This is a genomic window from Acinetobacter sp. C26M (assembly GCF_023702675.1).
In the GTDB taxonomy this organism is placed as follows: domain Bacteria; phylum Pseudomonadota; class Gammaproteobacteria; order Pseudomonadales; family Moraxellaceae; genus Acinetobacter.
Map to the genome: position 1 here is coordinate 1,695,845 of NZ_CP098478.1, position 24,340 is coordinate 1,720,184.

The 24,340-nt window shown below is 39.8% G+C and carries 22 protein-coding genes; 16 read left to right on the forward strand and 6 right to left on the reverse strand.

Annotated elements, in window-relative coordinates; genetic code table 11:
• Window positions 1-468 precede the first annotated feature (468 nt).
• The 5 genes from NDN11_RS07610 (at window position 469) to NDN11_RS07630 (ending at window position 6,405) form a co-directional block, all read left to right on the forward strand.
• On the forward strand, window positions 469-1,212 hold the full coding sequence (locus tag NDN11_RS07610; RefSeq protein ID WP_251111283.1) for a hypothetical protein: 744 nt from the start codon (window positions 469-471) through the stop codon (window positions 1,210-1,212).
• A gap of 910 nt (window positions 1,213-2,122) precedes the next feature.
• A complete protein-coding gene (locus NDN11_RS07615; protein ID WP_167246630.1) occupies window positions 2,123-2,590 on the forward strand; it encodes a DUF4124 domain-containing protein in 468 nt (155 codons plus the stop codon).
• A gap of 102 nt (window positions 2,591-2,692) precedes the next feature.
• On the forward strand, window positions 2,693-3,052 hold the full coding sequence (locus tag NDN11_RS07620) for a hypothetical protein (RefSeq protein WP_251111512.1): 360 nt from the start codon (window positions 2,693-2,695) through the stop codon (window positions 3,050-3,052).
• A gap of 260 nt (window positions 3,053-3,312) precedes the next feature.
• Window positions 3,313-5,952, forward strand: coding sequence for a bifunctional aconitate hydratase 2/2-methylisocitrate dehydratase (locus tag NDN11_RS07625; protein ID WP_065342178.1), 2,640 nt, complete (start codon window positions 3,313-3,315; stop codon window positions 5,950-5,952).
• Between the two features lie 231 nt (window positions 5,953-6,183).
• A complete protein-coding gene (locus NDN11_RS07630) occupies window positions 6,184-6,405 on the forward strand; it encodes a hypothetical protein (protein ID WP_251111284.1) in 222 nt (73 codons plus the stop codon).
• A gap of 110 nt (window positions 6,406-6,515) precedes the next feature.
• Here the strand turns inward: NDN11_RS07630 and NDN11_RS07635 are convergent, their stop codons facing one another.
• Window positions 6,516-7,973 carry a DASS family sodium-coupled anion symporter gene (locus tag NDN11_RS07635; protein WP_251111285.1) on the reverse strand — a complete coding sequence of 486 codons (1,458 nt, stop codon included), beginning with the start codon at window positions 7,971-7,973 and terminating at the stop codon, window positions 6,516-6,518.
• Between the two features lie 258 nt (window positions 7,974-8,231).
• On the opposite strand from NDN11_RS07635, the gene NDN11_RS07640 reads away from it, so the two are divergent.
• The 6 genes from NDN11_RS07640 (at window position 8,232) to NDN11_RS07665 (ending at window position 13,836) form a co-directional block, all read left to right on the forward strand.
• Window positions 8,232-9,215: an ion transporter gene (locus NDN11_RS07640; RefSeq protein WP_251111286.1), complete on the forward strand. Its 984-nt coding sequence runs from the start codon at window positions 8,232-8,234 to the stop codon at window positions 9,213-9,215.
• Window positions 9,216-9,511: 296 nt separating this feature from the next.
• Window positions 9,512-10,468, forward strand: a complete 957-nt coding sequence (locus tag NDN11_RS07645) for an ABC transporter permease (RefSeq protein ID WP_251111287.1) — start codon at window positions 9,512-9,514, stop codon at window positions 10,466-10,468.
• A complete protein-coding gene (locus NDN11_RS07650) occupies window positions 10,458-11,414 on the forward strand; it encodes an iron chelate uptake ABC transporter family permease subunit (RefSeq protein WP_251111288.1) in 957 nt (318 codons plus the stop codon). Before NDN11_RS07645 ends, NDN11_RS07650 begins: the two co-directional genes overlap by 11 nt.
• Window positions 11,405-12,169 carry an iron ABC transporter ATP-binding protein gene (locus NDN11_RS07655; RefSeq protein ID WP_251111289.1) on the forward strand — a complete coding sequence of 255 codons (765 nt, stop codon included), beginning with the start codon at window positions 11,405-11,407 and terminating at the stop codon, window positions 12,167-12,169. Before NDN11_RS07650 ends, NDN11_RS07655 begins: the two co-directional genes overlap by 10 nt.
• 9 nt (window positions 12,170-12,178) lie before the next feature.
• A complete protein-coding gene (locus NDN11_RS07660) occupies window positions 12,179-13,132 on the forward strand; it encodes a siderophore ABC transporter substrate-binding protein (RefSeq protein ID WP_251111290.1) in 954 nt (317 codons plus the stop codon).
• 95 nt (window positions 13,133-13,227) lie between these two features.
• A complete protein-coding gene (locus NDN11_RS07665; protein ID WP_251111291.1) occupies window positions 13,228-13,836 on the forward strand; it encodes a DUF2238 domain-containing protein in 609 nt (202 codons plus the stop codon).
• Window positions 13,837-13,857: 21 nt separating this feature from the next.
• Here NDN11_RS07665 and NDN11_RS07670 read toward each other — a convergent pair whose 3' ends face one another.
• Window positions 13,858-15,078 carry an MFS transporter gene (locus tag NDN11_RS07670; protein WP_251111292.1) on the reverse strand — a complete coding sequence of 407 codons (1,221 nt, stop codon included), beginning with the start codon at window positions 15,076-15,078 and terminating at the stop codon, window positions 13,858-13,860.
• A 195-nt stretch (window positions 15,079-15,273) separates the two neighbouring features.
• On the opposite strand from NDN11_RS07670, the gene NDN11_RS07675 reads away from it, so the two are divergent.
• Window positions 15,274-16,065: a DUF4198 domain-containing protein gene (locus NDN11_RS07675; RefSeq protein WP_251111293.1), complete on the forward strand. Its 792-nt coding sequence runs from the start codon at window positions 15,274-15,276 to the stop codon at window positions 16,063-16,065.
• Between the two features lie 51 nt (window positions 16,066-16,116).
• Here the strand turns inward: NDN11_RS07675 and NDN11_RS07680 are convergent, their stop codons facing one another.
• The gene (locus NDN11_RS07680; protein ID WP_167246654.1) at window positions 16,117-16,812 is read right to left on the reverse strand and encodes an epoxyqueuosine reductase QueH; all 696 of its coding nucleotides are present in this window, start codon (window positions 16,810-16,812) and stop codon (window positions 16,117-16,119) included.
• A gap of 390 nt (window positions 16,813-17,202) precedes the next feature.
• Here NDN11_RS07680 and NDN11_RS07685 point away from each other — a divergent pair, with 390 nt between their 5' ends.
• Window positions 17,203-18,123 carry a LysR family transcriptional regulator gene (locus NDN11_RS07685; protein ID WP_251111294.1) on the forward strand — a complete coding sequence of 307 codons (921 nt, stop codon included), beginning with the start codon at window positions 17,203-17,205 and terminating at the stop codon, window positions 18,121-18,123.
• Between the two features lie 89 nt (window positions 18,124-18,212).
• On the opposite strand, the gene NDN11_RS07690 is transcribed toward NDN11_RS07685, so the two are convergent.
• Together NDN11_RS07690 and NDN11_RS07695 are read right to left on the reverse strand one after the other, a co-directional pair.
• Window positions 18,213-18,668: a DUF441 domain-containing protein gene (locus NDN11_RS07690; protein WP_005204306.1), complete on the reverse strand. Its 456-nt coding sequence runs from the start codon at window positions 18,666-18,668 to the stop codon at window positions 18,213-18,215.
• A gap of 168 nt (window positions 18,669-18,836) precedes the next feature.
• The gene (locus NDN11_RS07695) at window positions 18,837-19,691 is read right to left on the reverse strand and encodes a hypothetical protein (RefSeq protein ID WP_251111295.1); all 855 of its coding nucleotides are present in this window, start codon (window positions 19,689-19,691) and stop codon (window positions 18,837-18,839) included.
• A gap of 448 nt (window positions 19,692-20,139) precedes the next feature.
• Between NDN11_RS07695 and NDN11_RS07700 the strand changes: the two genes are divergently transcribed.
• Window positions 20,140-20,700, forward strand: a complete 561-nt coding sequence (locus NDN11_RS07700) for a TetR/AcrR family transcriptional regulator (protein WP_251111296.1) — start codon at window positions 20,140-20,142, stop codon at window positions 20,698-20,700.
• Window positions 20,701-20,834: 134 nt separating this feature from the next.
• On the opposite strand, the gene NDN11_RS07705 is transcribed toward NDN11_RS07700, so the two are convergent.
• Window positions 20,835-21,614, reverse strand: coding sequence for a ferredoxin--NADP reductase (locus tag NDN11_RS07705; RefSeq protein ID WP_004806522.1), 780 nt, complete (start codon window positions 21,612-21,614; stop codon window positions 20,835-20,837).
• Window positions 21,615-21,732: 118 nt separating this feature from the next.
• On the opposite strand from NDN11_RS07705, the gene tsaA reads away from it, so the two are divergent.
• Both tsaA and tfpB read left to right on the forward strand, forming a co-directional pair.
• Window positions 21,733-22,446, forward strand: a complete 714-nt coding sequence (tsaA, locus tag NDN11_RS07710; RefSeq protein ID WP_171526004.1) for a tRNA (N6-threonylcarbamoyladenosine(37)-N6)-methyltransferase TrmO — start codon at window positions 21,733-21,735, stop codon at window positions 22,444-22,446.
• A gap of 48 nt (window positions 22,447-22,494) precedes the next feature.
• A complete protein-coding gene (gene tfpB / locus NDN11_RS07715; protein ID WP_251111297.1) occupies window positions 22,495-24,273 on the forward strand; it encodes a type IV pilus assembly ATPase TfpB in 1,779 nt (592 codons plus the stop codon).
• Window positions 24,274-24,340 lie beyond the last annotated feature (67 nt).

Here is a 24,340-nt window from a genome sequence, read left to right on the forward strand (position 1 = left end):
CTGGGACAGTTTTTAATGTCTATGCTGATGGTTAATTTAAGGGTTTAAAAATCCAACTTATTGTTTTGTTTGAATAAACTATAATTTTTATACTAAATTTCTGGATGTTTTTTAATTTGTTGGGAAATTAAAATTATTGCGATTTATTGATTTAATTCTTATAGTTGGAAAATAAATTCATTGTTTTAATTAGCTTTTTTTGATTTTTAAAGTAGGATTTCTACATTTCCTAATCAATATGTTTAGCACTAAGGTTTGATGAGCATCAATAATTTGTGAGGGTAGTTATTAGATCTATTGCAAAAATAAAAATTAATCAGGTATTTGATTTTTTTATAAAATCATTGATGGGATTTAGATCAAAATTAAAATGATTAATTGCGTCAATGAAATGTTTAGATCTAATTCATTCCTGAACACAAATAATTAAACAAGATAAGAGATTTTTCTAAGAGGGCTATATACACCATGATTGATCTATTGATCAAAATAATTGAAACGGGAAGTGTTCCAAGTTTTATTATATATATCATTTTTGTCTTGGCTATTTACTTTTTTGCCAAAAAAGTAAGAATTATTCAAGACGTTTTTTCATTATATGATTCTACGCGGAATCGTAAAATCAAAGAGCTTGATCAGAAAATTGAATCTGATATTTACTCAGAATATGAAAAGGATGTTTTTAGATATAAAAGAAAAGTTCTGAGCTATCAAAAATCTTTAAAGACAGCTGAGACTCATCTGCCATCACTGGTACATGTTAATAGCTATGAAAATAGTAAATTTATTGTTGATAAGCTAAAGAGTTGTGGCAAGCTTGTTGAGTTCGATGAGTCTTTAGGTCAATTTAAGCTTAAGCAGCCAATAGATGAAGTACGTGCAGAAAAAAGAAGTAAGATTGGTGAAGTTGTTTTCATGATTAATGGAATAGCTGCTTACTTTACAATGTTTGTACCTATACATTTTTTTGAAAAAGAAATTAATGCGACCAATGTAATCCCTATTGCTTTATTTTTATTTTTCGCAATGATTCTCCAGGTTTTTTTAGGTGGGGTGTTTATGCGCTATATGAGGCAGCATAAAGATGCAATCCTACTTACTAAAATAAAACCTATAGATTTGGAATATCTTAAAAAATTGGATGCTAAAAAATCAAGTCAAGATACTCCAGTTATTGAGCAACAAGATCAAGATACTGAAAATTCACCATAAAGCTTTTTTGAGCATAATCATTGTTAAGTTTGTTTTTTCGCCTGTTATTAAAAACTGCTTAGCAATGAATTATTTTGGTTGTATGAAAAAGCAGATTTATTTACCCCTGAAATACTATCCACATAAAAATTAATGAGGATTAACCATCTGGGGAAATTTTTTAATACTTATGCTGATGGTTTGGATAATATTTCTAAGTACCAATCCATTATTTTATTTTAATAATTTAGAATTTTAAGTCTGTTATTTAGGTCATTCTAGTCTTTGGCTTAAAGTTAAAATCATGGTTCTGAATTGCGTTGATTTTATGGTGGAATATATAAATCTGTTTTTTGAGTGTGCATGTTGTGATGTTTTGGCAACCGTAAAATCGAAGGATGTGCGTAAAAGAAGAGTCTGAAATGAATAAATCTTTAAAAGAATTACGCAGCAATCATAGCAATGTGGTTCATAGCAGGGACCCCAACTTACAGGTTGTTGGATAAAGACATGGGAGGGATTGCACTATCGCCAAAAGGTGGTGTACTAGGAACAACAGTCTGAGCAAATAGTAAAGCAGAACGCTTAGCACTAGCTGATTGTATAAAGAAAAGTGACGGAGCTTACGAGCTGCCTATCATAATCAATGTGCAGTGATGGTTTTGTGAGACAACATATAGAACTGCTCGGGCAGAAATTATTGAGGAAGCTACAAAGCTAGCTGTTAAGGTTTGTTCCCAAGAGGACATTAACTGCTGCGTTTATTACTCAGCCTGTACCGAACAGTGTTTTGTTAGCTACTAAAAATACAGATCTACTTTATTTAAAGCAGGTTTTTTATGGCGGATTATTTTAGAAAATAAAAAATGTGATAGAATTAATATAACTTATTGAAAATTAATGATTTTATGACATTTTTTGGAGAAAATAAATGAAATCTGTCACTTTTGGTCAGCTTTGGGCAGTGCTTGGCTTAGTGCTATTCAGTTCGACACTCCAAGTCAATGCTAAGGAATACTATAAGTGGGTCGATGCCAAAGGCGTCACCACTTATTCAGCAACGCCACAACCTGTACAACGACAAGAACCTCAGCTCGATCCTGTTAAAAAGAATAGCAATACTACAGCACAACAGCCGACTGCACCCAAAGAGCCAAAAATTACAACGCTGACAACAACTACCGCAACAACACCTACCAAACCTGTAACTGCAGCCACGGCGACCACAAACAATTTTACTGCGACAAGTGAAATACTTATTCCTGTTAAAAACTGCAATGGGGTTAGATGTTGGGACAGTAAGGGAAAGCATTATAGTTTGGTTGCGGGTACGACTTATCTCTCTGCCAATGGAGGAAAGTGTCAAAAGTTAGGCAATAACATGCGTTGTAGCAAATGATTTGTATGTTTTTATTACGGAAAGCATGGTTTTAAAGGCTTCCTTTTGCAAAATAAACAAGTTTCAGTATGATGTGTGCATCAAATTAGCCGCAGTATGATGATGAAAAAAGTTTTGTTTATTGCAATAGGTTTAGTTTTGGCTGGTTGTGCTGAGAAAAAGCCGTTAACCCCTGAGGAACAGTGGCATGGATACTGTGTCAGTGTGGGTAACGCAGCGCGTTCGATTACTTTAGATCGTCAAAATGGAATTGAGCAAAAACAAGCAACGGAATATGCGGCAAAGATTGAAGATGAAATGACACGCAAATTTATCTTTAAAATTTTGGACACAGTTTATGCACTTCCTGTTGATCAATTGAAAAAAGATCCAGAAGCATTACGTGAAAATTTAAAGAAACAGTTTATGCAAGAATGCTTGGTTACCCCACACGACAAGCTGCCAAACTATAAACTTTTTTAATGTGTATATAAAAAAGACAACACCGTTTGTCTTTTTTTATGGATGTAATTTATTGTTTTATTAGACTTTAACCTAAGACCAAAGCGGTATTTCCAAGGGATGAACATTTCGCTATAAAATAATGGGCATCACGTAGAAATACGGTAGTTGCATTAACATTTAACGCGAAGTCTAGTAAAATTTTGCTTGTCCACATTACTTGTAAAGCTTGTAGCAAGCTGGAACTTACAAGTAATTTTTTAAAAAAGAGGAATAACACTGTGCTAGAAGCTTACCGCCAACACGTTGAAGAACGTGCCGCACTCGGAGTCCCACCGAAGCCGCTTGATGATGCTCAAACTGCTGAACTCGTAGCCTTATTAAAAAATCCACCAGCAGGTGAAGAAGCTTATTTAGTAGATTTACTAGAAAATCGTGTTCCAGCAGGTGTTGACCAAGCTGCATATGTAAAAGCTGCTTTCTTAGCTGCTGTTGCAAAAGGCGAAGCAACCTCTCCACTCGTATCTAAAGAACGTGCAGTTTACTTACTAGGTACAATGCTTGGTGGTTATAACGTAGCACCACTTGTTGAACTTCTAGACAATGCTGAGCTTGCAGAATTAGCTGCTGAAGCGTTAAAGAAAACACTTCTTGTATTTGATGCGTTCCATGACGTAGCTGACAAAGCAAAAGCAGGTAATGCTGCTGCTAAAGCAGTATTACAATCTTGGGCTGATGCAGAATGGTTCACAAGCCGTGCTGACGTTCCAGAAGAAATCAAAATCACTGTGTTCAAAGTAACAGGTGAGACCAATACGGATGACTTGTCTCCAGCTCAAGACGCTTGGAGCCGTCCAGACATCCCATTACACGCAAACGCAATGTTGAAAAACGAGCGTGACGGTATCAACCCTGAAAAACCAGGTGAAGTTGGTCCATTAAACCAAATCAAAGATCTAATCGCGAAAGGCAACCAAGTTGCTTACGTGGGTGACGTTGTTGGTACAGGTTCTTCTCGTAAATCTGCAACTAACTCTGTACTTTGGTTCTTCGGTGACGAACTTCCACACATTCCAAACAAAAAAGATGGTGGTGTGTGCTTAGGTTCTAAAATCGCGCCAATTTTCTTCAACACAATGGAAGATGCAGGTGCATTACCTGTAGAAATCGACGTTGCCAACATGAACATGGGCGACGAAGTTGTATTGAAAATTGATCACGCTGCTGCAAAAGTAACTGCATTCAAAGACGGTGCACAAATTGCAGAAGCTGAGCTTAAAACCCCTGTACTTTTAGACGAAGTACGTGCTGGTGGTCGTATTAACTTGATCATCGGTCGTGGCTTGACTGCGAAAGCGCGTGAAGAATTAGGTCTTGCACCTTCAGCATTGTTCCGTACACCAGTACAACCTGCTGACACTGGCAAAGGCTTCACTCAAGCGCAGAAGATGGTTGGTCGTGCATGTGGTTTAGCTGAAGGCCAAGGTATCCGTCCGGGTACTTACTGTGAACCGAAGATGACCACTGTTGGTTCTCAAGATACAACGGGTCCTATGACGCGTGACGAGTTAAAAGACTTGGCGTGCTTGGGCTTCTCAGCAGATTTAGTGATGCAGTCTTTCTGTCACACTGCTGCGTATCCAAAACCAGTTGACGTAACAACTCACCATACATTACCTGACTTCATTATGAACCGTGGTGGTGTATCTTTACGTCCAGGTGACGGTATTATCCACTCTTGGTTAAACCGTATGTTACTTCCAGATACTGTTGGTACTGGTGGTGACTCGCATACTCGTTTCCCAATCGGTATTTCTTTCCCAGCGGGTTCTGGTCTTGTTGCGTTCGCAGCTGCAACTGGTGTTATGCCACTTGATATGCCTGAATCTGTACTTGTTAAGTTCAAAGGTAAAATGCAGCCTGGTATCACTTTACGTGACCTTGTACATGCAATTCCTTACTACGCGATTCAAGCGGGTGACTTAACTGTAGAGAAGAAAGGTAAGAAAAACATCTTCTCTGGTCGTATCCTTGAGATCGATTTATCAGAAATGGAAAATGACTTGACTGTTGAGCAAGCATTCGAACTTTCTGATGCATCTGCTGAGCGTTCTGCTGCTGGCTGTTCAATCACACTTTCTGAAGAGAAAGTTGCTGAATACTTACGTTCTAACATCACCATGTTGAAATGGATGATTGCAGAAGGTTATGGCGATGCGCGTACAATGGCACGTCGTGCTGAAAACATGCAGAAGTGGTTAGACAACCCAAGCCTGTTAAAAGCTGATGCTGATGCTGAATACTTAAAAGTTTACGAAATCGATCTTGCTGACATCAAAGAACCAATTCTTTGCTGCCCGAACGATCCAGATGACGCGAAACTTCTTTCTGACGTTCAAGGCGACAAGATTGATGAAGTATTTATCGGTTCTTGTATGACCAACATTGGTCACTTCCGTGCAGCAGGTCAGTTACTTGACAAAGTACCTGGTGGTTCATTGTCTACTCGTTTATGGTTGGCTCCACCAACTCGTATGGACGAGCATCAATTGATGGAAGAAGGCTTGTATAACATCTATGGCCGTGCTGGTGCGCGTACAGAGATGCCAGGCTGTTCATTGTGTATGGGTAACCAAGCACGTGTAGCACCGAACACAACATGTGTATCGACTTCTACACGTAACTTCCCGAACCGTCTAGGTCAAGGTGCAAACGTTTACTTAGCTTCTGCTGAGCTTGCATCTGTAGCTGCGGTTCTTGGTAAATTACCAAGCCCAGAAGAATATCAACAGTACGCGTCGCAAATCGATAGTGCTTCTGCTGACATCTACAAATACTTGAACTTCGACAAGATGAGCGAATATACAAAAGAAGCTGATCAAGTTGATACCAAGAAAATCCAAGCAGCTCAATTAACCTAATACGTTAGTGAGCTAAAAATAAGGGCTGAGTAATCAGCCCTTATTTTTTTTGAAAAATTTTTAATTCATCTAAATTTTGAAATCAGCTATAAATCCAAAAAATTAGTAATTCCTGTGCTGTAACTATCTAATAAGCTTAATTGATATGACCATCTAAATTTGTCTTTACAGTTCAAATAATCCATCGTTTAATCATCGAAAATGAGTGATTTAGAAAGTTGATTTAATTATATGGCGAAACAATCCCGCTTCTTATGTATTGGTGGATTTCTTAACGGTTCAGCTGTGAAAGATCAAGGTGACAGTTTTATCTGTGTTGAAAATGGCAAACAAGTCAGCTACCACAAAAAGGAAATTTTCCATCAAGACTCGTGGCATCAAGATTACTACGTCTGCGAAACGACGACAGAGCAACAAGCACGAAACTGGGTTTATGATATCAAGCCTGATTAATGATGCTGATATCATTTTATTCGCTGTGTAGGTTTATAATTCTAGTACCCTTCAAATTAGCTACATGAAAAAGCCCCTTCTGTAAGGGGCTTTTTTTAAACTAAATTATCCTACCAATAACCCAACACTTTCCACCAAAGCCCGCCAATCACCACAAAGATGATGATATTGACGACACTCATGACAAAGCCAGCTTTCCACCATTCACCCAGTGTGGTGTAACCCGAACCGAATACCACAGGCGATGTACCCGTTGCATAATGGGTTAAGGTCATCATGATGCTCGAAGCCGCTGCCATCATTAAGGCAAATAACATCGGCGGTGCGCCCAATGCAAGTCCAGCCGTATAAAAGGCTGCAAACATGGCGGTGATATGTGCGGTGGTACTGGCAAACATATAATGTGCATATAGATAGGCCAGCATGAGTAATAAGCAGGCAGGCATCCAACTGAGACCCAAATGACCAATCCCTGTTTCTAGTACACCTGAGAACCATGTGATTAAACCGAGCTTATTTAAATAAGTCGCCATCATCACCAAAGCTGCGAACCAAGTGATGGTGTCCCACGCGCTTTTTTGCGTCAGGATATCTTCCCAAGTCAGTACGCCAGTAATTAGCAGCAAACCTAAACCAATAAAGGCAGTCGTGGTGGGATCAACCGCCCAAGCTGAGCCAAAAATCATGGCAGGGATGCCTGCCCATAACAGCAGTAAAATACCAAATACCCCCAGCATAATGATTTCATTTTTGCTGACAGGTCCCATTTCTTTTAACTTAGTTTTGGCAAACTGAGCTGCATTCGGAGTTTCTTTGACTTCAGGTGGATACATCCAGTACATAATCAACGGCATGGTGATCAAGGCAATTAAGCCTGGTAATAACATCGCCAGTGCCCAAGTACTCCAACTCAGTGAAATCTGACTATTGGTTGCTTTTGCCACTAGATCAACCACCAACGGGTTAGGGGCAGTTGCGGTAATAAACATGGCAGAAGTAATTGGATTGGCTTGGTAGTTGACCAAAGCTAAATATTTCCCCATACGACCCTCAGTGCCTTTGGTAGGATCAGAGTCATAGCTGGTGGAAATTGCACGGACAATCGGGTGAATAATTCCGCCACCGCGTGCGGTATTACTTGGGGTAACAGGTGCAAGAATCAGTTCAGACAGCACCATGCTATAACCGATACCAATGGTTTTCTTGCCCCAAACCGCAATAAATAAATAGCCTAAGCGTGCGCCTAATCCCGTTTTTTGCAAACCTTTAGAAATCATGATTGAAATACCAATCAACCAGATCAGCGGATTGGCAAAGCTGCTGAGCGCATCTTGAATTGCACCACTTGGGCTATCGTTGGTAACACCTGTCACAGCGACCAAAGTAATGGCAATAATCGCAATTGCACCAATCGGCATGGCCTTACCAATAATGGCAGCAATCACACCAACGAACATCGCCAGTAAATGCCATGCATCAGGATCAACGCCAGCGGGTACAGGAATGACGAACCAGATAATCAATGCAATAAATAAAGAGATCAGCGTAGGGAGAGCTTTGAATCCCATGTAAATTCCCCTTGTTGTACGGGTTTAATAAAATTTATAGTTCTTTATGAATGAATCGTTAAAGAAAATAACCACTAAGCTTTTATTATCGTTGAAGCGAGCGTCAAACTGCAAAGAAAGTTTTGTTGAAACAGCGTTATATAGGGCAAATAATTTTGTTTTAAACGAGAAAAATAGGGTGTTAGGTTAAAATCCCTTATTAAAAATGAAAGCATCATGCTACATTTTTAGCTTGCTTGATCAAACAATAAGTATGGTATGACTCAATTTTCATGGCAGCAATTAAGACGCTTTGTTTATGACAATCTGCACAATGATGACTATAAAAGTACGATTAGCCGCTGCGTAAACTATGTACTGATTGCCTTGATTATTGGCAATGTTGCTGCGGTTCTGTTGGAGTCCGTCAATGAATTTTATCAACTGTACAAGCCTTATTTTGATATCTTTGAAAATCTCTCGATCATGATTTTTAGTGGCGAATACCTGCTCAGGCTCTGGAGTATTGTTGAGGAAGAACCACAACAAGCTGCTTGGAAACAGCGGATTCGTTGGATGAAAAGTGGTGGGGCAATTATCGATTTATTGGCGATTTTGCCAGCTTATCTCAATTTTATTGTTCCGATCGATTTACGTTTCTTACGGGTCTTACGTTTGGTTCGGTTACTCAAGCTAACCCGTTATTTTGTTTCCTTGCAAATTTTATTGCGCGTTATCCAACGCGAAAAAGGCTCATTCCAAGCGGTTATTTTTATCTTGGTCATTATGATTGTAATGACGGCATCTGCGATTTATGTAGTTGAAAACAAAGCCCAGCCTGAGGCGTTTAGTTCAATACCACAATCGATGTGGTGGGCAGTAGTTACCTTAACCACAGTTGGTTATGGCGATGTGACCCCTGTGACTAACTTGGGGCGGATACTTGGTGCATTCATTACCATTCTTGGTGTCGGTATTGCTGCTTTGCCTGCGGGTATTTTGGCTTCTGGCCTTGCCAATGAATTAAATATGCGTAATCAGCGACTGGAGCAAGAGTTTAGGGAGGTACTCCAGGCCAAAGGTTTGGACCTGCTGCATGATCAAGTGGAAATTGAACGGATTCGCAAAAAGGTCGGTTTACCCAAAGAGCAGACCCATGAAATTATTATGCAATTGGTCAGGGAAAAGCTGCTTGAAGATCAGGAGCAGGAAAAGAAACAGTATCGTTTTTGTCCGCATTGTGGTGAAAAGCTCTCTGAATAATTTGAAATTTATTATAAAAATGTAGCCCAAGACTTAAGCAAAATTTTGCCTTGCTTAGTTATTTATCCTCAGTAGACGACACTCAATTTGCTCTAAAGCTTGTTAACACTGAGACTCAGGGCTTTTTTATTAAAAATTAAAAGTAAAGTTCAGTCCATTAAGCGCTACTTCACATAGATGCTATTTCATTTAAAAAAGTTAACAATAATCTTTATCATTTGTGATAGTTTCTTATTTAGTGTTTTGTAATTTTTAAGCTTATTTTAAGTTTACGCAACTGATGAAGTTCTCCCAACATGATTAAGCGGCGTTATCTAATTTTATTATTGCTTCCATTGGCATTTATTTCCTTATTTGTCGGTGTTGGTGAGATGAACCTTGCAGGCTTGTGGGCAGGAAATTCACATGACTGGCAGTTGTTTTGGACTAGTCGTTTACCGCGTCTTATGGCAATTATTGTGGCAGGTGCGGGGCTGAGTGTCTGTGGCTTGATTATGCAATCACTCAGCCGCAACCGCTTCGTTTCTCCAACTACCGCAGGTTTATATGACTGTGCCCGTTTAGGTGTATTGGTTTCGATTATCTTGCTGCCAAGTGCTTCTATCTTTGTCAAAACAGGTTTTGCGATTGCGGTGACACTGATCGGGGCGATGGCCTTTATGAGCATTCTGGCGACCCTCAAACATCGAGATACGGTCTTTGTTCCACTGGTGGGGATGATTTTCGGCAGTATTATCTCGGCATTTACCACCTTTATCGCCTTGCAAATGGATCTATTGCAGAACTTGGCGGGTTGGTTGCAAGGGGACTTTTCTACCATTTTAAATGGTCAATATGAGCTGATCTATCTCAGTGTTCCTGTCTTGATTCTGATTTATATCTTTGCCAATCGTTTTGTTTTGGCTGGCTTGGGACAGGATTTTGCCACCAATCTTGGACTCAATTATAAACAGACCTTATTTCTGGGTTTGCTACTGGTCTCGGTGATTACAGGTGTGGTGATTGTAACCGTTGGCGCGATTCCTTTTCTTGGGTTGATCGTACCGAATTTGGTCAGCTTATATCTAGGCGACAATATCCGTCGAACCTTATCTCATACGGCACTTCTGGGGGCTTTGCTGGTTCTACTCTGTGATGTATTTGGTAGGGTAGTGATCTATCCCTATGAAGTGTCAGTGAGTCTGGTTATGGGCATCGTTGGTAGTGTGATTTTCCTGTGGTTATTGCTCAGGAGATATCGCTATGCCACATAAAACCAAGCTCATTGTTTTAGCCTTTTTAGCTATCCTCAGCATTGCCTTGTATCTGGGTTGGAATTTGGGAGTGGCTTGGCAATATGCACTTGGTTTGCGCGTGAAAACTGTTGCTGCAATTATTGTCGCAGGTGTCGCTGTGGGTGTATCAACTTTGGTCTTCCATACCATTGTCAATAATCGGGTCGTGACACCGCAGGCTCTAGGATTGGATAAGTTATATGAACTATCCAAGACCAAGATTATTTATTTCTTTGGTGCCAGCACCTTGCTGTCATTTAACTTTGTCTTGGATTATTTGATCAGCTTGGTGTTAATGCTGAGCTTTGCCTTGGTGTTGTACCACTTTATTTTCAAGAAAGTTGCACAGCAAAATATTTACTTCCTACTGTTGGTGGGGCTGATCTGTTCGACTTTATTCGACAACATGACCACCTTCTTTCAAGTCTTGCTCGATCCTGATGAATTTCAGATTGCAGCCTATGCTGGTTTTGCCAGTTTTAATGTGGTGAAAATGGAAACGGTTGGGCTGTCTTTGCTGACCATTGTGCCGATTCTGTTTTACAGCTTAAAGCATTATCACAAGCTCGATGTGATGGCGCTGGGGCGTGATCATGCTTTGAACTTAGGTTTGGATTATGACAAGACCAGTCGTTTGCTTCTCATTCTTGTGGTATTGGCACTTGCTTCTGCGACAGCCTTGGCAGGCCCGATGATGTTCCTTGGCTTGTTGGTCCTTAACATTACCCTTGAGCTGTTCAAGACCCATCAACATCACATCTTATTAGTCGGCATTATTCTGGTCAGTATCCTGTGTTTGATGATCGGGCAATTCATCGTATTGCATCTTTTGAATTTCAAAACCACGCTCAGTGTGATCATTAATTTTGTCGGTGGAATTTATTTCTTCTGGATATTACTGAAGGAAAATAAAAAATGGCAATAGAGCTAAAGAATTTAAGCAAAAGCTATCAGCAACAACAGGTGGTACAAGAGCTTTCCCTGAGTATTGCCAAAGGTCAGTTTACTGCTTTTATTGGCCCGAATGGTGCGGGCAAAAGTACCGTACTTTCGATGATGAGCCGTCTAATTGAGGCTGATCAGGGACAAGTTTTGCTGGATGGACAAGATCTAAGTCAAATGAAAAGTGCCGAGATCGCGAAAAAGCTGGCAATTTTGAAACAGTCCAACCATACCGAGTTGAGACTCAGTATTGAAGATTTGGTGGCATTTGGTCGTTTTCCCTATTCGCAAGGACGCTTAACTTCAGAAGATCGCAAAGTGATTGATCGTTCTATTACCTACATGGATTTAGAAGCATTACGACATCGCCAAATTAGTGAATTATCGGGTGGACAACGCCAACGCGCTTATATCGCCATGATTCTGGCGCAAGACACCGATTATATCTTGCTGGATGAACCTTTGAATAATCTGGACATGAAACATTCCTCTCAGATTATGAAGGTTTTAAAAGATTTAGCCGAAAATCATGGCAAATCCATCATTGTGGTAATTCATGACATTAATTTTGCCTCAGTGTATGCCGATCACATCATTGCCATGAAAGAAGGGCAACTGGTCTACCAAGGTCATCCACAACAGATAATGGATGAACGCATTCTCAAGGATATTTTTGATTTTCATATCCCGATTCAACAAATTCAACAGCACAAATTAGGTTTGTATTTTATTAGTTAGGAGTTCGTTATGCTTTTCAAAAAAACATTGCCAGTCATGATGCTGAGTGTGGTCTTGGCTGCATGTAGTAATTCCGAAGCACCTTCTGCAAAACAGGACGTAAATACCACTGCCACGCATGACAGTTTGAGTTTTAATAGCAAGGCTGGCCAGATTCGCATTCCAGCTAATTTGTCTCGGATTGCAGTACTGGATACCAATGCGCTGAATACGATTCATGCCTTGGGGGCGAGTGATAAAGTGGTCGCTTTGCCAAAAGGCACACCTTTACCGAAAGTTCTGCAAGATTTTAACGATGGTAAATATCTTGATGTCGGTACAGTCAAAGAGCCGAATCTGGAAAAAATTGCGGCCAGTCAGCCTGAGCTGATTCTCATGAGTGGCCGTATGGAAAATCTGATGGGCCAGATTAAACAGATTGCGCCGACTTATTTTGTTGATGTGGATTACAACGATCAGTTTAATTCCTTTAAACAGCAAACCCTAAATATCGCTGAAATGGTGGGTAAAAAGCCAGAAGCTGAGCAGCAGTTGCAAACTTTAGAAAAAGACATTAACGCATTAAAAGCCAAAACCAAAGGTAAAACAGCATTGGTGATTTTGGTGAATAACAGCAAAATTGCAGCTTATGGTCCAGGGTCTCGTTTTGGTAATATTCATGATCTATATGGTTTTACTCCAGCAGATCCTTCAATCAAAGTCGGCTTGCATGGTATGGCGGTGTCGCATGAATTTATCGCTCAGAAAAATCCAGATTATTTATTTGTGATTGACCGTGGAGCAGCGATTACTGAAAATCAGCAGGGCGCCAAGCAGGTATTAAATAATAAGATTATCAATCAGACCAAAGCAGCTCAAAATGGCAATATTGTTTATCTGGATTCAAGTAACTGGTATTTGATGAACAATGGTCTAGATGGTATGAAGGACATGTTGAAAGAAGTGGCAGATGCTGTGAAGTAAAAATTCAATCTGCTGATTTTATAACAAAAACCCGAAGGACTTCCTTTGGGTTTTTTATATGATGGGATTTAATAAATCACTATTTTTATAACATCATGCGTATTTCTTTACTGTATTTGGGTACAGCGATTTTAGCCATTTTGCTGCTGATTTCTGGAATTCAGCCTTTCGATCGAACCACGTGGTGGCTTGAAGTGATACCCGTATTGATCGCAGTCCCGTTATTATTTGCCACTTATAAAACTTTTCCGCTCACTCATTTGTTATATGGACTGATTTTTTTGCATGCCATCGTGCTGATTGTAGGTGGGGCGTATAGCTATGCACGCGTGCCTTTGGGTTTTGAGATGGCACAATGGTTTGGTTTAGAACGGAATCCTTATGACAAAATTGGACATTTTATGCAGGGCTTTGTACCTGCCATAGCTGCGCGTGAAATCCTGATTCGCAATCATATTTTAAGCAAAGGTAAAATGCTCAGTTCTATTGTGATCTGTATTGTATTGGCAATCAGTGCCAGTTATGAATTGATTGAATGGGCGGCTGCATTGTCTTTGGGGCAAGGGGCAGAAGAGTTTTTGGGTACACAAGGGGATGAGTGGGATACTCAGTCAGATATGTTCTTTGCCTTGATTGGGTCGATCACAGCCTTATTGTTATTCTCTCGATGGCATGATCGACAAATTGCAAAGATTATTGAATAACCCAAGGAGATGAATCTGCCGTTAAGACACCACAGATTCATTTTTTTGTGAGTATTTGGCATACGCCAGTGCAATCAATAGAATTGCTAAGCCACCTAAGCTTAATACAAAACCAACCCAGATCGGCGCTAGCCACCCCATATTGTGGCTGAGAACCCATCCGCCTAAGAATGCACCGAGCGCATTGGCTAAGTTGAAAGCTGAATGATTCAGTGAGGCTGCCAAAGTTTGTGCATCACCTGCGATATCCATCAAATGGGTTTGCAAGGCACCGCCTAGACCAATCACGGTAAACCCAATCAGGAATAGGGCTGTAATTGCGGTATAGAGATTGGACATCATAAAACTGGCCGCAACAAAGGCGAGTGCAGAACTGATTAGGATGCCAATAATGGTTTTAAATAGATTTTTGTCTGCCAACCAGCCGGCAACTAAGCCACCAATCACCATACCAACACCCCAAATCGCGAGGGCCACAGGCACCACGCGGATATCGGCATGGGTATATTCGGTTAGGATTGGTGAGACATAACTATACACCGAGAACATGCCACCAAAGCCAATGGCACCAACGGCGAGGGTGAGCCACATATTGATATTTTTTAAACCCGCCATCTCCGCTTTGATACTGGCAGTTTTCTGTAATGGGATATTGGGAACAAATAGGCTGACACCGATCAGGGTAATAAACGCAATCACCGCAGAAAACTCAAAACCTGATTTCCAGCCAAATTGTTGACCCAGCCATGTGGCAATCGGTACGCCAATAACATTGGCAATTGTTAAACCCATCATGACCTGTGCAATCGCAGTGGCACGACGCTGTTTGCCAGCCAGTTCAGCCGCAACCAATGCTGCTACACCAAAGTAAGCACCGTGCGGAAAACCGGCAATAAAGCGAGACAGCAACATAGCTTCTGGTGTGGTTGCAAACGCGGTTGCTGCATTGGCCAAACCATAAAAAAGCATCAAGCTGAGCAATAGCATCTTTCGTGGTACTTTTGCCCCTAAAATCGCAATAATCGGCGCACCCACCATAACACCGAGTGCATAGGCACTGATGAAATAGCCTGCATGCGGCACACTGACATTTAAATCGGTGGCAATTTCCTGGATTAGTCCCATCGCCACAAATTCGGTGGTGCCGATACAGAAACTACCAACAGCAAGGGAGAAAATAACCAGAAATAAAGAATAGTTGTGTGAGGGTGTGGAATCTAAGGGAGAGCTTGGCGAGGACATAATATTTCGAGTTAAAAAGTACTGCTGTATTATATTCGACTCGCTTTAGGAAAGGTGAAATGGAACACAATTTTTATCGCAATTGGTTTGCAGATACAGCATAAAAATTGATTAATTGAATGATAATTGTTTTCATTTATGTATAATGCAAAGCAGACAATTTTTAGCTGAATGTTTATAAAGGGTGGGAAGAGAGTGAAAAAATTATTAATCAGTTCATTGGTTGTAGTGTCAGGTTATAGCTTTGCTCATGAACCCTATGTTGCACCGCTTGCATATACAACGGAACAAACCCAAGTTGCAATAATCTCGGGTTATGCAGAAGAAGCTTTACAGAGTGAATATGCATTAAAAGATGCGAAGTTTGAAATTACGTCACCAAATCATACTAAAACCACAATTGAGCCAGATTCTAAGCTCGGTTCGGCAACAGTATTTGACTTGAAATTGCCTGAAGCAGGGACTTATACGGTCAAAACCAGTGCCAGTTATCCATTGAAATATGTGCAAGATCAAAAAGAATGGAAAATGTTCTTTGATATGCCAGCAGACAAAGCACCTGCCAAAGCTGAGCGTGATTTTGTCATCCCTTCGGATTTAAAAGCGAAAAAATTTACACCTGTCGAAATTACCCGTGAATGGACATTTTTGACTTATGTGTCTAAAGAAAAGAGCACGCCAGTGCAGGCAAGCACAGCATCGATTCAAGTTGAGTTTTTAACCCATCCAAGTGAGCTAAAGGCCAATCAAACGGTGAAGATTAAGGTATCGAAAGCCAATCAAGCATTGACCAATGCCAATGTGGTCATTCGTGCTAAAGGTGCAACAGATAAGCAAGGCATAAGCTTTAAGACTGCTGCAGATGGTAGTGCTGATTTAGTTTTTGCTAAAGCAGGCGAATACCTGATTGAAGTTAGCGAAGCGGTCGATGCAAAGCAAAAGCCAAGCAATCAGTTCTATAGCATTATCAGTGTTGCTGTAAATTAAGAAGCGAAAAGGCTAATTCTGATGAATTAGCCTTTTATTTCAATGTCACTTTTATTGATTTGACTCATCATCCATGGCATTACTATAAAATTTAACGCCCAATTTAATTCGATCACGACCATTGCTCATACGCCATCGATTACTATCTCTAAGCGAATAAACACAACCACAATATTCCTGTTGATAGAACTCTTCGCGTTTGCTGATTTCTAGCATGCGTACCGCACCACCATGTTTACGCCAGTTATAGTCCCAATATTGAATATCAGGATAATGTGCAGCAGCACGTAGACCACAGTCATTGATTTGCTGCATATTCTTCCAACGTGAAATACCCAGTGAACTGCTGATCAAGCTAAAGCCATTCTCATAGGCATATAGTGCTGTGCGTTCAAAGCGCATATCAAAACACATGGTGCAGCGAATACCTTTTTCAGGCTCATTTTCCATGCCTTTGGCACGTGCAAACCAGTTATCTGTGTCATAGTCACAATCGATAAATGGAATATTATGCTTCTCGGCAAAGCGAATATTTTCCTCTTTACGGATTAGATATTCTTTGACTGGATGGATATTGGGATTATAGAAAAAAATTGAAAAGTCGATGCCTGACTCAATCAAGGTTTCCATCACCTCACCTGAACATGGGGCACAGCATGAATGCAGCAACAGTTTGTCGTGTCCTTCAGGGAGGCTGAGTGTTTGGCGTTCAAGTGTCTTTTGACTTTGATGGGTCATCGTAGGCATGGTCTGCAGCAGATAATCGTCTATTGTAAAAGTTTTAAAAGCTTGTTGCGGTTGAATTAAATGAAATGTTCTCAGTTCATGCTGAAAATTTTTTAATAAAGATTACTTCAATCTTTACAGCATCTTTTTTGCTTTGGTTTAAGTTTTCTATCAAGACTGAGATGTTCACGTCAGCCAAGATGAATATATTTCATTTGATGTAAAAATGATGAATTAAAATCAAGATTGAGACAAGCTCATTAATTTAATGCTAAGATGAATTATATTCAATAAAATCCTTTCCGACCTTTTAAAAGGATGGATAACCTAGTATTCAAAATCTGATTATGTGAGGTGCTAAGTTTCCCTTAAAAAGGGAAATTTAGAGGATTTAACTGCTAGGCCATTACTATGCTAGAACTTCGTCATTTAAAAACTTTAATTGCTTTAAGAGAACACGGTTCATTGGTCTCTGCTGCAACAGATCTATGTCTTACCCCATCTGCAATTTCACATCAATTAAAAGAATTGGATCACTGGTATGGGGTAGAGGTTGTAAATCGTCGTAGCCGCCCTGTGAGTTTTTCCAATGTGGGGGAACGTTTACTTAAACTGGCAGATGATGTATTGCCTCAGGTGCAAATTGCGCAAACCGATATTACGCGTATTGTGCATGGGCAAACTGGGCGAATTATTTTCTCATCTGAATGCCATAGCTGCTTTGATTGGTTGATGCCGTTACTCAATCAATATCGTCTGCAATATCCTGACGTAGATTTGGATTTCGCTGCGGGCTTTGAGTCTAACCCTCATGAACTCTTGCAAAATGCTGAGTTTGATCTATTGATTACGGCTGATCCAATTGCATTAAAAGGGATTGAGTATTTCCCGATCTTTGAATATGAGTCACGTTTGGTGCTATCGAATACCCATCCTTTGGTACGTGCCGATCATGTTTCAGTACAAGACTTAGCTGAAGAAACCTTGATTACCTATCCTGTTGATAAACATCGCTTGGATATCATGGCGCATTTATTTATCCCTGAAAATATTCAACCCAAGCATATTCGGACCACTGATTTGACTCAGATGTTGATCCAATTGGTGGCAAGTGGACGCGGTATAGCCGCTTTGCCAGATTGGGTGGTAAATGAGTATGAGCAAAAAGGCTGGGTGGTGAGCCGCCGTTTGGACTGTGTTTCACCTCAAGGTTTAAGACGCAAGTTATATGCAGGTTATCGTGCCGAAGACAAAGAAAAGAATTATTTTGAAGGTTTTATTAAGCAACTGGAGAAATTTTCAAAGTTACGTACAGTCTATTATGAAGAATAATAAGCTTTGGTTATTCCAAAGGTAGCTGGGTAAAACCACTACCTTTGCATTGGTCGGGATCGTGTTGTCAGTTCATCATTTTAAAGCAACTAAGATTTCCCTATCAGCAAGGATAAGATTCCTGCGGCAATCAGTGGACCAACAGGGACACCTCTGAGTAGCGCAACACCTGCGACAGTTCCAATCAGAAGGCCAGCTACCACATCGGGTTGATTACTCATTAGCTTGACGCCACGGCCACCAAGCCATGCCACTAATAAGCCAACAGCGATCGCAGCTAGGGATTTGATACTGATAAACGATTTCAGAATACTTTCACCGCTAATTTTGCCACTTGCGATAGGTGCCAGTACGCCAATTGTCAGGATGATAATACCAATATTCAGACCATGATTTTGAATATAAGGGAAAAATTGATTTAAAGGCGTAAGCTTGACTAAAATCAGGCAAGCAGCGGCTACTGTTACGGCCGTGTTTTGACTAAAGATCCCGCAGCCCAATAAAACAAGCAGAACCAATAAGTTGACATCGAATTGTGAAAACATGCGCGAAATGTTTAGGGGAAAGAAAGTTGAATTATATCGTAAATTGAGAGCCGACTTTGGCTAAATTAGCATTTGAACTTCATGGCGCATCGATACTCTGTTTTTCTGAATCTATAAAAAGCCATCATTCAACAGAAATGTTGAAGATGGCTGCTTGATGTAGGGAAATTAAGCCAGTTTTTTAAATGTTCCATAATATGCAATTTGTTCATCCCAGAACTGTTCCCACAAATCACAATATTCAAGACAAATTTGGCGGATCGATGCATATTCAGATTCGACACAGGCCTGCGCCAATACGAACCATAAATCATCTTCATGATCATCATCCGCAGCTTCCGCTGTTGCATCATGTGAAACGCCATGTACAAAGTAGTATCCACTATCTACATCAAAGCCTACAGCATTGGTAGCCTGACGTAATGCAGGGCTAAATAAAATGACTTCTTCTTCTGCCACAGCCAACAACGCAGAGACAGCTTGATAGCTATCAAATGAGTTTTCCAAATAGTTGCGAACACGTTGAGAAATAAGAGAAGGTTGGTAGTCATTACGTTCTGATTGACTGAGTTCAAAGTCATTTAACACATCTTCAAACAGTGGGTAGTGCGCATATTCTGGATTACCAGAATAGTAGCCTTCTTCATCGAGACCAGGACGGAAACCGAATTCATCTAAAATATTAAGATTAAGTAAAAAGCGCGGGAACATTTTAGAGCCAGATAATAAACGTGGTTCTAATTGTTTAGTTTGAAATTGTGCCATTAGTAATGCATCAGTAAATACCTGTACGATGGCATGGCGATATTCTAAATGAATGTGTTTTAAGGTTTCTTTATCAATTACACCGTCATTTAAAAGTTGAATGGCTGGGTGGCGTGAAACAGGATGATTTGAAATTTCCTCGCGTAATTGTTTCAGAAAGTTCAGATTCTTGTTCCATTGTTCTGCAGAAATACTATTCTTCATTCCTTCAATAGCTTTCTGTCTTGGGTTGTTAAAGTTTTCAAATTTTTTTGGCATAGTCTTGTACTCGATGAATTAATAATATTATTGCTTTTCCAATTATTTAGTTAGATTTTTTTTGGTTGCTTATGAATATAACTATTAGTTCAACCAAACATCTTTTTATTGGATGATTTAAATATAAAATGATTTTTTTGTGAAATCAATTTATTAAGTCGGCTAAAAAATAGTAAGAAAGTTTATGAATTAACTTAACTGTAAGAAAAAGGTGAAATGTTTCACGGAAAAAACAAATGTTTTAAAAATAGAAAGATTTTTTTACAAATGATCTTGTATGTAGACTGATTTTTACATACCCTATAAGAGGGAAAATTAAGAAAATATGACTTTTCTATAATGCTCTTAAAATAACATAAACATACATAGTGGCCAGAACTTTCCAGCATGTAAACTATGTCTAAAAAATGCATTAAATTTTTTGATAGAATTCTAAAAGGATAATAAAATGTCAAAAAAAGAAGATATTATTACAACGGCTCTAGACCTTTTTAACCGTCATAACTACAGCTCTGTGGGTGTGGATCGAATTATTAGTGAGTCGGGCGTTGCTAAAATGACTTTCTACAAATACTTTCCATCCAAAGAGAACCTGATCGAAGAGTGTTTATCTCGAAGGAATAAAAGTATTCAGGCAGCCATTGAACATGAAATTAGCTTAATTCCAGCAGATGATTATCTGGGGAAAATCAAGGCAGTCTATTTTTGGCATTTGTCTTGGTTTAATTCAGATGATTTTCATGGCTGTATGTTTCAAAAAGCTTCTTTAGAAATACTACAACAATATCCTTCAATTATTGGGCCAATTGTAGAGTATCGTGAGTGGTTAATGGCTTTGGTTGAGAATTTATTTGAAAAGGCCAAGGTATTTCAACCACATGTACTTACAGCGATGTATATCAATATCCTCGATGGTATGACAGCGTATGCAAAAGTGAATAAGGATCATGCACAAATTGAAGAGTGTTGGTATTATATTGAGCGTCTGATTCATTTAGACGCAGCTTAATGAATCATTTTATTTAGTTTTATTAAATGACGGTTTATGAAAATTAATATAAATAAAAATTAAGCTTAATTTAAATCATATTTAAAAAAAAAGCCGAGGTTAACACCTCGGCTTTTCTCTATTATTGATAAGTATTATTTTTCAACGAATGCTCGTTCGATGACATAATCACCCATAACGCCCATGCGTGGTGATTCAACTAAACCATGTTCATCTAATAGTGCTGCAACATCTTTAAGGAAAGCAGGGCTACCACATAGCATTGCACGATCAGTTTCACGGTTGAAACGTGGTAAACCAATTTTTTCAAATAGCTCGCCAGATTCAATTGCAGTTGTTACACGACCTTGAGTGTGGAATGGTTCACGTGTCACAGTCGGGTAATATACCAATTTGTCTTTGATGCCTAATTCTTCAAAGAATTCATGGTTTGGAAGTTCATTTAAGATCAAATCTTGATAAGCAAGTTCAGATACATAACGTGTACCGTGAACCATAATTACTTTTTCAAACTTTTCGTAAGTTTCTGGATCACGAAGGAGCGAAAGGAATGGTGCAAGACCTGTACCAGAAGATAGAAGGTATAAATTTTTACCTGGTAATAGATCATCGTGTACTAAAGTGCCTGTAGGTTTTTTAGAAATCAGGATTTCGTCGCCCACTTGTACTTTTTGTAAAATAGAAGTTAATGGACCGTCTTGTACTTTAATAGAGAAGAATTCGAGTTCTTCTTCATAATTCGCACTCGCGATCGAATAAGCACGCATTAAAGGCTTACCATTCACTTCAAGACCGATCATCACAAACTGACCATTTTTAAAACGTAAGCTAGTGTCGCGTGTAGTTTTAAAACTGAAAAGCGTGTCATTCCAGTGGTGAACATGAGTAATGCGTTCAACGTTAAAAGCAGCCATTAAAGGTCTCGATCACAGTTAAAAGAAACAGATCGCTATTCTAATCTAAAATCATTCTCGATAAACTGAATATATTTAATTGTGTTTATAAGAAAAAGTGATGAGCAACTCAGTAGTCATGCCGATCATTGGCCATATGCATTCTCCTTATCGTGAGAAGTTTGGTATTCCACGACAGCCAAACCTCGTACAAGTCGAGTCGTATATAGAGATGGCGGAGCCTTATAACGATCTTCTGGCTTTTGAAGGTATCGAAGATTTTAGTCATTTATGGCTGCTTTGGCAGTTCCATGAAAATAAAAATCAAGATAACTCTTTGAATCAAATGTCTAAATTTCGTCCACAAGTGCGGCCACCTCGATTAGGTGGTAATCAAAAAATCGGTGTTTTTGCCACACGGAGCATGTATCGTCCATCACCGATTGGCTTGTCTGTGGTGCGTTTTTTACGTGTTGAAAAGCAGGGGAAAGCGGTTCGCCTGTATGTGATGGGCAGTGATTTACTGCATGGCACACCGATTTTAGACATTAAACCGTATATCCAATATTCGGATGCAATTGCAGATTCACAGAGTGGCTATGCGCAACAACAGCCAATCCGGAAAACAGTTGTGTGGACGGAAACTGCACAGTCACAACAGCAACAGTTATTAAAGCAGGGGATTTTGGATAAAAAGATATTCGATGAACTGGAACAAGTGTTATCTTTAGATCCACGGCCTGCGTATCAAGATGATGCTGAGCGGGTTTATGGAATGTGTTTTTCAGAATTGAATATTCGTTTTACAGTGGATGACAGGAATGTCACAGTGATTGCTGTAGAGCAAAGTTAAAAACTTTAAAAAATATAATTGAGTCATAAATTTGGGGAACTGACGGTGATGCAAGCGCAAGCAAAATTTGCAAACTTTTCTTTTACGATTGACGTGACGTGGTGCTTAGAACAGCTCTTAAAAGATGGTCGTATTACTGAAAGGGATAAGTTATTAATTCAAACCACACATCGTCAAAAAGAGCAGTTGAAATGGCATCCTTTGCAGTGGATTGCCAATTTTAATTTGAAAGATCAGCTTAATGTAGATTCAACATTGACGTTGAATCGCTTATGTCAGTGGTTAGCTGAAAAAGCAGATATTCCATTATTTGTTATTGATCCTTTGAAGGCGGATGTTGCTGCTTTAACGAGTGTGATGTCGCAAGAGTTTGCGCTAAGAAACCATATTTTAGCGGTAGAGGTACAACCTGACCGAATTTTAATCGGGACAGATCAACCTTTTACCACGGAATGGCTCAATAATCTGGAGCGTAGCTTAGCACCGAAGAAAATTGAAAAAGTTCTATTAAATCCAGAACAGCTACAACGTTACATTCTTGAATATTATCAAGTCAGCCGTGCCGTTAATTCTTCGCAGAATGCAGGCATATATGATCGGGAAAATAAAGGTGTTGAGGCTTTATTGCAGCTAGGCGATACCCAAAATCCTGATGCCAATGATCAGCATATTGTAAAACTGGTAGATTGGGTGCTGCAATTTGCTTTTGAACAAGGTGCTAGTGATATTCACCTGGAGCCACGTAAAGACAAAGGCAAAGTGCGTTTCCGTATCGACGGTGTGTTACATACCATCTATAACATGCCTGCCAATACGCTTACAGCCGTGATTTCGCGGATTAAGATTCTTGGCCGTATGAATGTGGCAGAAAAGCGTAAACCGCAAGATGGTCGCTTAAAAACGCGTACACCGAAAGGTCAGGAGACGGAGTTACGGCTTTCGACTTTACCCACCGCCTTTGGTGAAAAGTTGGTGATGCGTATCTTTGACCCAGAAGTGTTGGTACGTAGTTTTCAACAATTGGGTTTTGAAGGGCATTTATTGCAGAGTTGGCAGCAACTGACGCAACATAGTCATGGCATTATCTTGGTGACAGGCCCAACGGGTTCAGGTAAAACCACCACGCTGTATTCATCGTTAAAACAACTGGCAACAGAACAGGTCAATGTCTGTACCATTGAAGATCCGATTGAAATGCTGGAACCAAGCTTTAACCAAATGCAGGTCAATCCAAACATTGAATTAGGCTTTGCAGATGGGGTTCGTGCCTTAATGCGTCAAGACCCTGACATTATCATGGTGGGTGAGATTCGTGATCACGATACTGCAAATATGGCGATACAAGCTGCATTAACAGGGCATTTGGTCCTTTCTACTTTACATACCAACGATGCGCCGTCGAGTTTGACTCGTTTACATGATCTTGGAATCCAACCGTTTCTTACCGCAGCAACAATTTTAGGGGTATTGGCTCAACGTTTAGTACGTCGCCTTTGTCCGCATTGCAAACAGCAAACAGCCATCAATGAACAAGAATGGGAGCATCTCACTTTTGACTATATGATGGACATGCCTACAACGATGTATAAAGCGGTGGGGTGCGAGGCCTGTCGCCATACAGGTTATAAAGGCCGTGTCGGTATTTATGAGTTTATGCCTGTCAGTCTGGAATTAAAGTCCATGATTAGTGCGAACGGAACGCTGAACGATCTGAGAGCGCAAGCCAAGAAAGAAGGGATTGAGCCATTACGTATTGCAGGGGCACGTAAAGTGATTGAAGGAGTCACAACCTTGGAAGAAGTTTTACGTGTCGTACCTCTGAGTTAAACAGAAAATTTGAATCTTCAGATTCACCTCATCTTCATTTGTTTTAATGTCTATATCGAAATGAAGA